This is a genomic window from Nodularia harveyana UHCC-0300 (genome assembly GCF_034931085.1).
In the GTDB taxonomy this organism is placed as follows: domain Bacteria; phylum Cyanobacteriota; class Cyanobacteriia; order Cyanobacteriales; family Nostocaceae; genus Nodularia; species Nodularia harveyana.
Window position 1 is genome coordinate 18,187 of sequence record NZ_JAYGHG010000016.1, and the last position, 13,771, is coordinate 31,957.

The 13,771-nt window shown below is 39.1% G+C and carries 13 protein-coding genes; 4 read left to right on the forward strand and 9 right to left on the reverse strand.

Annotated elements, in window-relative coordinates; all coding sequences use genetic code 11:
- Nucleotides 1–22: 22 nt before the first annotated feature.
- From VB620_RS11235 to VB620_RS11270, 8 genes are all read right to left on the reverse strand, one after another.
- A complete protein-coding gene (locus VB620_RS11235) occupies nucleotides 23–1,930 on the reverse strand; it encodes an AAA family ATPase (RefSeq protein ID WP_407674198.1) in 1,908 nt (635 codons plus the stop codon).
- Between the two features lie 240 nt (nucleotides 1,931–2,170).
- Nucleotides 2,171–2,677 carry a YceD family protein gene (locus VB620_RS11240; protein WP_323196298.1) on the reverse strand — a complete coding sequence of 169 codons (507 nt, stop codon included), beginning with the start codon at nucleotides 2,675–2,677 and terminating at the stop codon, nucleotides 2,171–2,173.
- Nucleotides 2,678–2,909: 232 nt separating this feature from the next.
- The gene (locus tag VB620_RS11245; RefSeq protein ID WP_323196239.1) at nucleotides 2,910–3,431 is read right to left on the reverse strand and encodes a Jag family protein; all 522 of its coding nucleotides are present in this window, start codon (nucleotides 3,429–3,431) and stop codon (nucleotides 2,910–2,912) included.
- The gene (gene yidC / locus VB620_RS11250) at nucleotides 3,431–4,573 is read right to left on the reverse strand and encodes a membrane protein insertase YidC (protein ID WP_323196240.1); all 1,143 of its coding nucleotides are present in this window, start codon (nucleotides 4,571–4,573) and stop codon (nucleotides 3,431–3,433) included. Before yidC ends, VB620_RS11245 begins: the two co-directional genes overlap by 1 nt.
- 221 nt (nucleotides 4,574–4,794) lie before the next feature.
- A complete protein-coding gene (locus tag VB620_RS11255) occupies nucleotides 4,795–5,187 on the reverse strand; it encodes a PH domain-containing protein (RefSeq protein ID WP_323196241.1) in 393 nt (130 codons plus the stop codon).
- Complete coding sequence (gene rnpA / locus VB620_RS11260; RefSeq protein ID WP_323196242.1) at nucleotides 5,174–5,578, reverse strand: ribonuclease P protein component; 405 nt, start codon at nucleotides 5,576–5,578, stop codon at nucleotides 5,174–5,176. The genes VB620_RS11255 and rnpA overlap by 14 nt, the downstream gene beginning before the upstream one ends.
- A gap of 25 nt (nucleotides 5,579–5,603) precedes the next feature.
- On the reverse strand, nucleotides 5,604–5,738 hold the full coding sequence (gene rpmH / locus VB620_RS11265) for a 50S ribosomal protein L34 (RefSeq protein WP_089091234.1): 135 nt from the start codon (nucleotides 5,736–5,738) through the stop codon (nucleotides 5,604–5,606).
- A 198-nt stretch (nucleotides 5,739–5,936) separates the two neighbouring features.
- A complete protein-coding gene (locus tag VB620_RS11270) occupies nucleotides 5,937–6,485 on the reverse strand; it encodes a DUF2808 domain-containing protein (RefSeq protein WP_323196243.1) in 549 nt (182 codons plus the stop codon).
- 682 nt (nucleotides 6,486–7,167) lie between these two features.
- On the opposite strand from VB620_RS11270, the gene VB620_RS11275 reads away from it, so the two are divergent.
- The 4 genes from VB620_RS11275 to VB620_RS11290 all read left to right on the forward strand — a co-directional run bounded on the left by VB620_RS11275 (nucleotide 7,168) and on the right by VB620_RS11290 (nucleotide 11,504).
- Nucleotides 7,168–8,337, forward strand: coding sequence for a Re/Si-specific NAD(P)(+) transhydrogenase subunit alpha (locus tag VB620_RS11275; protein ID WP_323196244.1), 1,170 nt, complete (start codon nucleotides 7,168–7,170; stop codon nucleotides 8,335–8,337).
- 61 nt (nucleotides 8,338–8,398) lie between these two features.
- Nucleotides 8,399–8,692: an NAD(P) transhydrogenase subunit alpha gene (locus VB620_RS11280; protein WP_271733442.1), complete on the forward strand. Its 294-nt coding sequence runs from the start codon at nucleotides 8,399–8,401 to the stop codon at nucleotides 8,690–8,692.
- Entirely contained in the window at nucleotides 8,689–10,095 is a 1,407-nt protein-coding gene (locus VB620_RS11285; protein WP_323196245.1) for an NAD(P)(+) transhydrogenase (Re/Si-specific) subunit beta, read from the forward strand. Before VB620_RS11280 ends, VB620_RS11285 begins: the two co-directional genes overlap by 4 nt.
- 341 nt (nucleotides 10,096–10,436) lie before the next feature.
- Entirely contained in the window at nucleotides 10,437–11,504 is a 1,068-nt protein-coding gene (locus tag VB620_RS11290) for a pentapeptide repeat-containing protein (RefSeq protein ID WP_323196246.1), read from the forward strand.
- Nucleotides 11,505–11,652: 148 nt separating this feature from the next.
- Here the strand turns inward: VB620_RS11290 and VB620_RS11295 are convergent, their stop codons facing one another.
- Nucleotides 11,653–13,683 carry a GAF domain-containing protein gene (locus VB620_RS11295; RefSeq protein WP_323196247.1) on the reverse strand — a complete coding sequence of 677 codons (2,031 nt, stop codon included), beginning with the start codon at nucleotides 13,681–13,683 and terminating at the stop codon, nucleotides 11,653–11,655.
- Between the last annotated feature and the right edge of the window lie 88 nt (nucleotides 13,684–13,771).

The window sequence follows — 13,771 nt, forward strand, 5'->3', positions numbered from 1 at the left end:
TAGTTAATTATTTTAAAATTAATTATTTAGTTTTATTCAAGCATATTTTCAACTCTTCTGAAAGTCCGCATAAGGATTCAGGCTGATTTTTAATTAGCCATTCTGTAATCATAGGGGAATGTTTAGTTTTTCTAAATTCTAATTTAGAGTCACATAATTCTCGGAATATAGCTTCAAGAACCTTTGCGCCATGAACCTTCAACAACCAATTATCATCTAAAATTTCTTCTTTTTTTACCCCTTGAAGCAAATATTCCTTTTCTTTCGTAATTCTATCAAGATGTAGATATTGCTGAACTTGATTGCTGGTTATAAGTTCTTCTAACCATGTAGCTTCTTGATTAATTATGGCTGATATTGCCTCTGGAACTAAAAGATAATTTTCATACATTGGTAGTTGTAAAAATTTTACACCTTTCTTCTCTAATTCTTGAATCTTCCTTTCTGTCTTACTTTCTCTATCAAAGATAAATCCCATAGCTGTGGGAAAAAGACTTGCTCCCGTTGTCAGCTTTTGGTAAATATCAAAAACAAGATCAGAGCGTTTTCCATCCAAGAGTGCATCTGTACTGTGAACTGATAAAATTTTAGTACCCATCAATGGTATTTTTAATAAGTTTTCTATTATCAACGGAAAACATTTTTCTTCAGTTTGACCTTCTACCCAAAGTATATTATCAGCACCGAAAACATCAGATAGCCTAACTCCAAGATCATCTAAAATAGCATTTTGTGATTCTATTTTTTTTGAATCTATGACCGAAGCTTTTGTTTCACAATCTTGATATTGCAACTTGATAATATTAGATGGATTAGCTGCTGTGATAATTTCTGGTGAATGAGTAGCAATAAAATATTGATGCTGGGGAAATTGTTTAATAATTTCTATAAGTTTTCTCGCTGCACCTGGATGTAAAAATGATTGTGGTTCATCAATAATTAATGTTCTAGGTTCTTCTGAAGAAACCAGGATATATAAAATTGCTAATACTTGACCAACTCCACTTCCACAAGAAGATAGAGGAAGTGATAAATCATCTCTATTGAGTTTAGGGTCTAAATTCCAAACCATTATTTCGACATTAGAGTCCTCTTTTTGCACTACGGAAATCCATTTAATTTCAGGTAAAATAATTGAAACTAATTCATTAAATTGAGCAAACATCCCTGGGATTCTACCTTGCAAAATAAATAATACTTCGGCAAGATTGGAGGCATCTGATTTTAGTTCATGATTATTTTCAGCTTTGCAACTATCTACATTTAGTCGTTCAGCTTTAAATCTATAAATACGATTATAAAATATCTCAAACATTTTATAAACTATATTTTGGTAGATATATACTATGCATTCAACAAGTCTTACTGTATCAGCATCTTCTTGTTTGGTAATATTGAATGAAAAAGAACATCCTTCAGGACTTTTAAATTTAAGTTTATAAAAATCATCACCATTAATACTTGAGATTAGCTCAAATGAATTAGAATTAGGTAATACCTTAAACCTATTATTATTTATTTTTATGTCAGAAGGTAGAAATATTTTTATTTCCCAAAAATATAGAACTTCTAATGTATTTTTAAATTTTTCAAATGCTTCATCCATATGCATATGCATAAATTCATCTTTAGGGTTTTCTTTCAAACTATTATATTTATATTCAGGTCGAATTAAAAATACTTTGCTTAGTTTTGATATTCCAATATTAGGAGACCAATCGTTTATAAAATTCCGTACTTCTTCTGTGCTAATTTGCCAAATAATTTCTACGCTAGATTTTCGCTTTTGTATTCTAGAAGTCTTATTTGGTAGTGTTTTTATACTTTTATGAGGATGACTTTCAAAATCTAATGTCAGTAATTCCAGTAATGATGTTTTACCTGCATTATTTCGCCCAACAATTATATTGATACCTGGAGTAAATTCCATTAAACCAGAGTCGAGATATGACTTGTAATTAAATGCTTGTAGCTTTTTGATAAACATTTTGTATCATTTATTTACTGAGTTAATTGTATCACTGGTAATTTAACTTAATTTAGGAATTTACTTTAAAAAACCCGATTCCTCACAGAAACCGGGCTTATTGGTGAATATTTTAAATTAGCTGGGTAAACTACTAAATCGTTTCTCTGGTTCATCACAAAAACTAACATCTAACACATTTAGTTACCCCGGAAGTTGCTTTTTCAACGCTTCCAAAGAAGCCCAACGACTATCAACAGGCTGCTCAGAAGCCTCAGCATCATCACTCAAAATACCTGCACAATTAAGGTTGCAAAGCTGACGATGAGGTAATGCTAAACACATCTGCTCATATAACCATTCACTGGGATAAAAATAACCATCTGGTGATATGGTTTCCACTAAATCTTCCATCACCACTTCCCGTTCTAAAGGTAAATCCTGTAATTGATGATCAGGTTCATCTAACCAAATAACTTCTTTGGTATTCACCATCAAACGATGATTATATTGCTGCAAACAACGGTTACAAGTACAAGTGACAATTGTTTCTGCTTCACCAGAGATACCTAAGTAATTACCATGATGCTGCACTCGCAAGCGACCACGAACAGGTGTTAAGCTTTCTAGACCAGGGAGAAACTCTTCAACTGGAATTTCCTCTGTCCTCTCTGGGGCTTTGGTGAGCTGCGGAATAAAAATTGCATCCATAGGATTTTGATATAATAACGAAAATATAGGTTTTACTATCAGCATTTCTGCTAATAAGGGCATATTGTAGGATGAATAGCGATCGCACATCCTTGGTGATTAGCAGGCAAGACTTGTACTAAACAGTTCAATAAAATCACTGTAACACTTGTAGAAGTATGCCTGCTACACAAGAAATTTGGGAATATTTTTTTATGTCTTACTCCCTAATACAAACCTACTTTAACTCCCATTATTCAGTCGCCGTCGCTGGACAAACTACTAAATAACGGTGTGGCTCTCTCCCACGGCTAAAGGTTTGCAAATCTGCACATTCTTGGAAGAAAGAGTGGATTTGCCGTCTTTCTGCTGAACTGAGAGATTTTATTTCTACTTCTTGTCCAGAAGCTCGGACTTCATCTGCTGCGGCTACCGCCATTGAATGAATTTCGGCTTGTCTTTTGACACGGTAGCCATTTAATTCAATGGTATAAAAAGCTTGTTCTGCTTCAGGTAAGCTGAGGTTTAGTACCGAATTAGCTAAATACTGAATCGAATCAATAACAGAACCTTCAGGGCCAAGTAAAATTCGGATTTGTTCCTCAGTTAGGTTAGTTTGATCAATCGTCAACCAGTAGCTATCTATTTCTGGGGAATTTTCCAATTGAGGCGGGTCAATTTCTAGATTCCCCTTAGTTTCCGCAGGTATTCCTGTTAATTGCAGCAGGGTTGTTAACCACTGCTGCCCTCTTTCCATCGGACTTTCCACCATCATCAACCTGTAGTCTTTTTCTTAGAACTCTTTGGCTCAAATGGTAAATTTTTCGTTTCTGCTGCTACTTCTTTCTCTTGTATGGCTACAATTTCTTGTAGTCCCTCTGGTAGAGGTTCACGTGAGAGAACATAGGTTTGAGCAGTTTGGAAAATATTCCCAATTACCATATACATCAATACCCCAGCTGGTAGAGGGAAGAAGAAAAACATTCCCGAAAATATAACTGGTGTGATTTTGTTAACTGTATCTTGTTGTGGATTTCCACCACTGGAATTTTGCCCGGAAATCATTTGGCTGACGTAAAGACTAACCCCGAAAAACAAGATCATTGAGACAATATCCCAATTAATTTCTCCGTCAGGATTTGTCGCACCAACTCTACCTAAAGCTTGAATAAACAAAAATCCTTTTTCTGCTGCTAGTCCAGGGATTGAACCTTGAATGGTCACATCTCCTGGTTCTAAGGCTTCTACATTGCCTTCAGCATCTATTTTGATTCTTTCCTCGCCCTTAGTGACTGTCCATTGTGGGACTAAGTTATTTTCTGGGTGTTCTGCTAACAGCGCCTGAAATGGTTTGCCTTCTATGGTCTGATATTGAATCTTAGTTTTTTCTCCTACGGCTAATTTGTTACCGCCAGGAAGAATAGCTGTGACGCGAGCGCGTTCCCCATCAGCAATATAAATACTTTGCGGAGAAGTAGCAAAGGCTTGGGGTTGAATGCGTTCAATTTGCTCAGAGGGCAAGACTTGCAAGTTAACACTGTAGTTTACACCAGCGAAAGGTGACCCCCGCAATGTGGCAAACAGCGCTAATAATACTGGCATTTGCAGTAATAGGGGCAGACATCCTGCTAATGGGTTGCCAAATTCTTTTTGGACATTCACCATTTCCTCTTGCTGCTTTTGCGGATTATCCTTATACCGCTCTTTAATTTCTGCCATCCGCTTCTGCATGAGAGGTTGTACAATTCGCATTTTCCGCATATTACGAATTGAACCAGCACTCAGGGGATAGAGCGCGAAGCGGATTATCAATGTCAAGGCAACGATGGCCAATCCATAGCTAGGCACAATTCCATAGAAAAAATCTATGATTGGCAGCATCACGTTGTTTGAAAGAAACCCGATACCAAAATCCATTATTCTGAATTTAACCTGAGCTACTGTAAACTTAACTGAATCTAATTTATCTAAATCACGATTCCTATATGACTATCCTACGCTACGGATAGCCGAATGGGGAAGAAGAAGCAGGGGGGCAGGGGGCAGGGGGCAGGGGAGAAAAAAATAGGACTTTAAGTAGAGTGAATAAGTGCTATTTTTTTTGAATTTTCCCTTGCGCCGGTGTTTCCTACTCCCTATCATTTACTAGCAGCATCGCTATATAGGGGATTTCTAGCTGTAACTCTTTCATTGATGTAGTCATAAGTCTCGCGGAAGTTGGGAACAGCCCGCATTTCTAGGCGACTACCATTTCTGAGGGTGATTACCATGTCTCCCCACAAGCCAATGCCACGGGGAACTTTGACGATTTTGACAACTTCTGAATAAATGATATCAGTGCGATCGCGTCCTCTCCAACCTCCCATAACCGAAATTCGGCGGTCGGTGATGCGGAAGCGTAGCCATAATGCTCTGACGATTGCTCCAACTGTCAGTGGTAATCCGATAACAGTTATTCCAATCAATGTATTGAGGATTAAGTCCCCAATGTGGGGGCCGCCCTCATAATAAACTTCTTCACGAATGCCCATTAAATACCTCAGCTTTTACCAACAACTCTTCTAATTCTTGCAGAAATTGTTGGCTTACGCACTTAGATTCTGCTGCTGTTGGTTTGACAACGATAACTACCCGCCAGCCTGGGTTCAATTTTGGTAACAATTGATGCAGCCCCTGTGTAATTTGCCGTTTAATTCGGTTACGAATTACTGCTCTTTTGCTGACTTTGGTGCTGATGGAAACGCCAAATTTGCTGCTGCATAATGGTTGGTCATCGGTTGCAGTATCCAAGGAAGGCTTTTTTAAACCTGAAGGACGTAAAGCTCTCAAGATAAAATGAGAACTATGACGACGAATTCCTTCCCGGAAAACTGCCTGAAAATCTTTTCGTGATTTTAATCGATTTGCTTTGGGCAAAGCCACATCTGTTCTTTGTGCTGGAAATTTCCTAAACGCTCAGACGATGACGACCTCTTTTTCTCCTAGCCCGAATGACGTTTCTTCCGGTTGGTGTCTGCATTCTGGCACGAAAACCAGAGGTTCTTTTTCTTTTACGGCAGGTGCCGCCCAGGGTTCTCTTCATTCCGTTCTCCTCTTAGGCGATTTTTATAAAAAGTTACAATCTGTTATTATATCACTACAACAGCTAAAAATAATTAATATTTTTTAGGCAGATAGGGGTTGGGGGTGACGTTATTGGAGAGCAAGCCTACTGACGGAACATTAAAGCAACGCTTTCTTCCCCACTCCCGTTCTGCTTCTCTGTATTGCTTAAGAAATACTAGATATCCACAAGCCAGGTTCCTATATAACGCAGTATTGGTACATCTCCAGGAGCGAGAATCTGGCAGTTAAAGTGATACATCCCGCCAAAATTCGGGGTTTTCATGTTAGATAACACTAACTCAACGTCTCCTCCTGCTGGTACTGGCTCTTCAGGAAAAATTTCCAATAGGTGGGCTTCTTTATTCCACTTCACCTCATTCAGAGCAACTTTTTTGCCTTTCACTTTTACTTCAATTTCTTTGGGGTCAAAACTTCCTTCGTAATAATCTGGGTAGCTAATGGCAAACTGAGCTGCTGCTAACTTCATTTTTTTAGCTGGTATTCTGAGTCTCATTCGATCCCAGCTATTAGCTCGTCCACCAAAATCAAATCTGTAGGATAGCCGATTTTCGCTTTTGACACCGCCAAATAGTATTAGTCCTTCTGAGCTATGGGCTTGATTCATCACTGGAAATCCAGCGAGTAAAGAACTAGTGACGGCTAAAGCCGAAAGAAGTATGAGAGGCAATTGGCGCTTAGAATCGGTAAATTTTAACTTTTGCATAGTATCGGCTTCCTCTACCAGAAAATATGTTAATAAAAGTCTTTGTAACTAAACTGTAATACTGACACTCCAAAGATTGACGTTACACGCAAACAAAAAGTGCCATCAGCCTGAAAATCTTGAGTGTTGGTGAAATTAGTAACAAATGAAACTCTAGTTTACGTAAACGTTTTTACCAGGAACTTGGTAAGATATACCCCATATAGAAATACATTTGGGATTTAATTTTGTTTCTAAATATGTATAAATCTATCTTAATATAAATTGTTTGTAATAAAAATTGATCTGTCTAGTCAGCGATCGCCGATGAACTTGAGATAGATTAATGAAAATGAGCTTGATTGAAGGTGGCAATCATTCAGAAATTACTTGGAAACTATCAAGCCAAAAGAATACGTGAACAAAGAATACTAAAATTTTGCAATCCCTAAAACAATCTAAAAACAAAGATGCAAATTTGGTAATCAATTTAGGATTTGCAATATGTAAACCTATTTGTAACTATCAGCAAGTGTGACATCTGCAAGGGAAAAGTGAGGCTGAGACTGGAAAATTGAGATTATTAAAGGCAAAGTTCAATTCACCAGAAAAAGCGATCGCAGACAGTTACTTCCCTCAAGGTTAAATCAAGGGAAAATCACATATTCCCCACAGAAAGAGGTATTTATCTCCAGGAGATTTCATGAAAATAGCAGTTGCTAAAGAAATTGAAGTTTGTGAACGACGTGTGGCGTTAAACCCTGACACCGTTACCCGATTAATCAAACAAGGTTTGGAAGTATGGGTAGAAGCAGGTGCGGGAGAACGCTCTTATTTTAGCGATTCTGCCTACGAAGCAGCAGGAGCCACAATTATCAGTGATACTGCTAAATTATGGGGTGAAGCAGACATTTTGTTAAAAGTTAGCCCACCCCAAGAGCGCGAAAATGGTGGGTCTGAAGTGGAATTACTCCGAGAAGGATCTGTATTAATTAGCTTCCTTAACCCCTTGGGAAATCCCGTAGTAGCGCAGAAACTGGCAAGTCGCCAAATTACAGCCTTTAGTATGGAGATGATCCCCCGGACTACCAGGGCGCAAAGTATGGATGCTTTGTCTTCCCAAGCTTCACTCGCAGGTTATAAGGCTGTATTAATTGCGGCTGCGGCCTTACCGAAGTATTTTCCTATGTTGACAACAGCCGCCGGTACTATTGCCCCAGCTAAAGTATTTATTATGGGTGCTGGTGTCGCAGGATTACAAGCGATCGCCACAGCTAGACGCTTGGGTGCAGTGGTGGAAGCCTTTGATATTCGTCCCGCAGTTAAAGAAGAAGTCCAGAGTTTAGGGGCTAAATTTGTCGAAGTCAAACTAGAAGAAGAAACCACCGCAGCAGGTGGTTATGCTAAAGAAATTTCCGAAGCTAGTAAACAACGTACTCAAGAAGTTGTCGCCGAACACGTTAAAAACGCCGATGTGGTGATTACCACCGCCCAAGTACCAGGGAGAAAAGCCCCACGGTTAGTCACAGAGGAAATGGTGGCACAAATGAAACCCGGTTCGGTAATTGTAGATTTAGCAGCCGATCAGGGTGGTAACTGTGCTTGTACCGAAGCAGGTAAAGATATTGTCTGGAATGGGGTCACAATTATTGGACCGATCAATTTACCCTCATCAATGCCGATTCACGCTAGTCAGTTGTATTCTAAGAACCTCACATCCTTGGTGCAATTATTAGTCAAGGACAAAGCCCTACAGGTAGATTTTGCAGACGACATCGTGAATGCGGCTTGTATTACCCACGCCGGAGAAATTCGCAATCAACGGGTGAAAGATGCGCTAGAGGCTTTGGGTTCTCAGATTGGAACACATTAATTAACCACAGATCAGAGTTTATTTGTCTGGATTTGCGGTGATCAACAGGAGTTTTTATTTCATGACAGAAGCGTTACTTGCTGCTTTGTTTGTGTTTGTTTTGGCATCTTTTATTGGCTTTGAAGTCATCAATAAAATCCCACCAACTTTACACACACCCTTAATGTCTGGTTCTAATGCCATTTCAGGGATCGCTGTATTAGGGGCGATTGTGGCTGCTGGTGCGAAAGATACTAGTATTTCAGTCATTCTCGGTTTAATTGCTGTGGTGTTAGCGACGGTTAACGTTGTCGGTGGTTTTCTCGTCACAGATCGGATGTTGCAAATGTTCAAGAAAAAGGAAGTTAAGGCGTGAGCGATTTTCTACCAACTGGGATTCAGCTGACGTACTTAGTCGCTGCATCGTTATTTATTCTGGGTTTAAAAAAACTCGGTTCCCCAGCCACAGCGCGAAATGGTAACGTGATTGCTGCTGTAGGAATGCTGTTGGCTATTGTCGCCACACTGTTAGATCAGCAGGTGTTGAACTATCAAATGATTTTGGTCGGCTTGGCTATTGGTGCGGGTATTGGGGCGATCGCCGCCTACAAAGTCCAAATGACAGAAATGCCCCAAATGGTGGGTTTACTCAATGGTTTAGGTGGTGCAGCTTCCGCACTCATCGCCGTTGCCGAATTTTGGCGGTTAATCGCCGCATCTGAACCCATACCGCTAGATGTCAACATTTCCATTTTGCTGGATGTGTTAATCGGTGGTGTCACCTTAACAGGTAGTTTTATCGCCTTTGCCAAATTGCAAGGTTTAATCAGTGGTTCCCCCATTAAATTACCTTTCCAGCAACCATTTAACCTCTTGCTGCTGATTGGTTATCTAGTCGGTAGCGCCTATTTAATCATCACACCCGATAGCTTACCCATATTCTTCGGAGTCGTGGGAGTTTCTTTACTATTAGGTATCATGTTCGTCCTTCCCATCGGTGGGGGGGATATGCCTGTGGTAATTTCCCTGTTAAACTCCCTATCTGGGATAGCCGCAGCCGCAGCCGGGTTTGTGGTCATGAACAATATGTTGATTATCGCCGGCGCATTGGTGGGGGCTTCTGGTTTAATCCTCACCCAGATTATGTGTAAGGCCATGAATCGTTCTCTGTTCAGCGTCCTCTTTGGTGCTTTTGGTGGGGCGGTTGCTGGCGGCGCTGGTGGTGCTACAAGTGCTACAGGCGATCAAACTGTCCGTAGCATTGATGCTGAGGAAGGGGCGATGATGTTGGGTTATGCCCGTAGCGTCGTTATTGTACCTGGTTATGGGATGGCTGTTGCCCAAGCCCAGCATACTGTGCGAGAATTGGCAGACCAGTTAGAACGCATGGGTGTTGATGTTAAGTATGCCATTCACCCTGTCGCGGGAAGAATGCCAGGACACATGAACGTGTTATTGGCTGAGGCCAATGTGGCTTACACCCAGTTGTATGACATGGATGACATCAATCCTCAATTAGAAGCTGCGGATGTGGCTTTGGTAATTGGGGCTAATGATGTAGTAAATCCGGCGGCGCGTAGTGATATTAATAGTCCAATTTATGGTATGCCGATTTTGGAAGTAGATCGGGCAAAGCAAACAATTGTGATTAAGCGCGGAATGAGTACAGGTTTTGCCGGTGTAGATAATGAATTATTCTACAAAGAAAAAACCACTATGCTTTTTGGTAGCGCTAAGGATATGGTTTCTAAGTTGGTTTCGGAAGTGAAGCAGCTTTAACAAACCTCCCAGACGCGGAGGAAGTGAAGGAAGAAAATAATTTAGATATATGGCTTGTCTTGGGGGTGTGATGCTTCTGAGGCAAGTTTTTTTTAGGAATTTTTCTGATGTAAAAAACAGATTCAAGGAGCTTTAGATGTTAGTCTGGGCGTAAAATTGGGTAATTTATAAATATAGTCACTTTATATAGGACTACTATTTGATTATTGAACAAACACGTAGGGTGTGTTAGCGGTAGCGTAACGCACCAAAGCCTTAATAACTGCGTCTCTGTGGTTAGTTATTCCGTAATTTCTGCGTAAGTCCTAATATAGTCACTTTATATATTTAGCGATCAATTAATGAATATTTCTGACTCTGAAATTACTTTAGAATCTTTGGCGGCGCGGATTTCCCAGTTGGAAGTTGAACAGAATATCCGCAGAAAAAATATTGCTTGGTTAAAACAGTATTTTGATCAGTTGAAACAAGATTTTCAGGAAAGACCAGAAATACATAAATTAGAATTGCTGCAAAAAGAATTTATAGTTTTAAATGCACAATTTGCTGAGTTCCAACAATCTCTCAATGATTCACAAAATTTGGCTGAAGGTGCAGATAATTGTGACGCTTCAACTGCGGAGAATAATTTAGATGATACTGAGGTTATCAAGCAGTTTTTTGAGAGAGTCGAAAAGCAAACCAGTCAGCAGAGTTTGCTAGTAGAGATTACTAATCCTGAAAATCCTGAAATTGTGGTAAATGAAGCAGAATCAGAAAATGATGTTGCTGAAAATGAGCCAGAAAATCAAGCTGATTTTACTAATTTGGAGTTTCAGCTTGAGCGCATAATGTGGTTAGTTAACAGAACTTACGCATCCGATTTAGAAAGTCAGGATATACCTATTGATGGTACAGAATTTTGGCGGCTTTATGAAGCTGGAGAACGAGATTTTAGCAATTGTAATTTAGCTAGAATCAATTTGAGTGGAAAAACCCTGCAAAAGATTAATTTAACTCAAGCTAACCTCAAAGGTGCAAATATTCGTGGTGTTAGCATAATTTCTGGAGATTTCAGTGCTGCAAATCTTCAAGATGCAGATATGAGTAAAGCTAGCTTAAATAACACAAAATTGAGTGAAGCAAATTTTGATAATGCTAATCTCCATCAGATAAAATTCATTTCTACAAGCCTAGAAAATGTCAGACTCAGAAAAGCCAACCTAGTGGGAGCCTATCTTAATAATACTAACTTGAGTGGAGCTAATTTGAGTGGAGCTAATTTAACTGGTTTAAATTTGAGAAAACTTAATTTAAGTGGAGCTAATTTGAGTGATGCTAATCTGCAAAGTGCTAACCTATTGGAAACAAACCTGGAAGGAGCAAAGCTTGCTGGTGCTACCATGCCAGATGGTACAACTCATGATTAAATTTTAACCGATTGCATTCAATGTGTGTTTCTCTGTGTTCTCTGCGCCTCTGTGGTTAGTTAAAAAATTTCTAATTTGTAGGCTGGGTTGGTGGTTGTCAATAACATAAATTTCAGGAGAATGGTGGGTCACGCTGCGCTAATCCACCCTACTGTTTAATAGGAATTTCTATGAGAAACTCACAACCCTTACCTGGCTGAGAAACACACTCAATTTTACCACTATGTTTTTTAACAATAATATCGTAGCTAATAGATAAACCCAAGCCAGTACCTTTACCTGGTTGTTTGGTGGTGAAGAAAGGTTCAAAAATGCGCGATCGCAATTTTTCAGGCACGCCAGAACCATTATCAAAAATCCGAATTAAAATATTCTTATCGGCTATTAATTCTGTCCGAATCGAAATTTTTGGATTGTGAGTTGTTCTACCATCTGTAACAGATTCTTGCAAAGAATCGATAGCATTATTAATAATATTCATAAATACCTGATTCATCTGGGCTGCATGACAGGATAATCGAGGTAAATTACCATATTCCTTAACTAATTCCACAGCAAAAGAATTACCTTGTGGTTGCAGACGATGTTTTAAAATTAATAAAGTGCTATCAATACCTTCATGCAAATCAACAGGCTTCATTCCTGATTCGTCAATCCTCGAAAAAGTGCGTAAAGACATAACTAATTCAGATATCCGCTCTGCACCTGTGAGCATAGAGTTAACGATTTTTGGTAAGTCATCAATAATAAAATCTAAATCTAATTCTGGGAATTGTTGTTTAACTTCATTAATTGACTGGGGATACTTTTGTTGATAAATACCCAGTAATTTAAGTAAATCCTGAGTGTATTGATTAACATAGGTTACGTTACCATAAATGAAGGTAATAGGGTTATTAATTTCATGTGCTATTCCTGCAACTAATTGTCCCAAACCTGCCATTTTCTCACTTTGAATTAACTGGCTTTGAGTTTGTTTTAATTCTTTAAGGGTCTGTGCCAGTTCTTCTTTTTGACGTTGGGTTTCTTGTAGTAATTCTGCTTGCTGAATTGCTACCCCTAATTGAGTGCTAATTTGAGTCAGTAAATAAACTTCATCTTCTTCCCAATTCCGGGTTCCAGTGTTTTGGTATACTGCTAGCAAGCCCCAAATTTTTTGACCGTGGTAAATAGCCATGATCACATAGGCTTTTGCCTGATAGCTTTCTAATATTTCAATGTAACAGTCGCTGAAACCTGCACTATAAATATCATTACAAATACGATAGACTTCACCTTTAGTAAAGTTTCCACCTTCTGTATCTTTTAAATATGTGTCTATAGCAGGAATTTGCGCTAATTCTTTTGCGGTACAGTCACTAACATTTTTACTTATTTTTGGGTTTTTAAATTGCTCATCTACAACGGAAATCCAGCCTTCACCTACAGATTCAAAGGTAAATTCACCACTCCAATCGGGATTAAAGCGATAGATAGATACACGGTCAGCATTTAACAATTGCCGGAGTTCATGTGTAGTAGTGTGGAAAATACTTTCCAAGTCCAGGGTTTGACGAATTTTTTCTATAGTTCTGGCGATGGTTTTTTGCCATGTGACTGATTTTTCTCTGGCTTGAGCTTCTGCGATTTCCGTAGATTGAATTTGTACTTTTTTTAAGTAATCTGCTTGCTGTAAAGCTATGCCAAGATGTTCAGAGATGAGTTGAACAAATTCAATTTCTGAGGTTTTCCATTGTCGGGGGCCATGACAGTCATGAATACACAGCAATCCCCATAAATCCTGACCTTTTATCAGTGGAGAAGCTATATTAGCGCGGACTTGAAAGGCTTCTAACATTTGGACATGGCAATTATTTATCCCAGCCCCATAGATATCAGTGATGACTTTGATTCGACCTTGCTGATAGAGTGCAGCAAACTCACTAGCAAAGCAATTATCATGGACTTTGACTTTTAAGGCTGAACTCCATTCCGAGGAGACATCTTCATAAATAAATTCTCCTTCCCATCCCAATTGAGGATAAAAGCGAAATACTCCTACTCGATCAGTATTTAAGAGTTGGCGCAGTTCAGTGACTGTGGTTTTAAAAATTGCATCTATGTCCACACATTCACGAATGCGGGAGATTACTCCAGATAAAGCTTTTTGCTTATTTTTAGGAGATAGAGGTAATGTCATGTTAGACCTCTGTTATTATTTTCTGAAGTTCAGTGAAAATGCTGCTATCTGGGAGATTGTTGGCACGTCTATATTTTAACCTAATGGA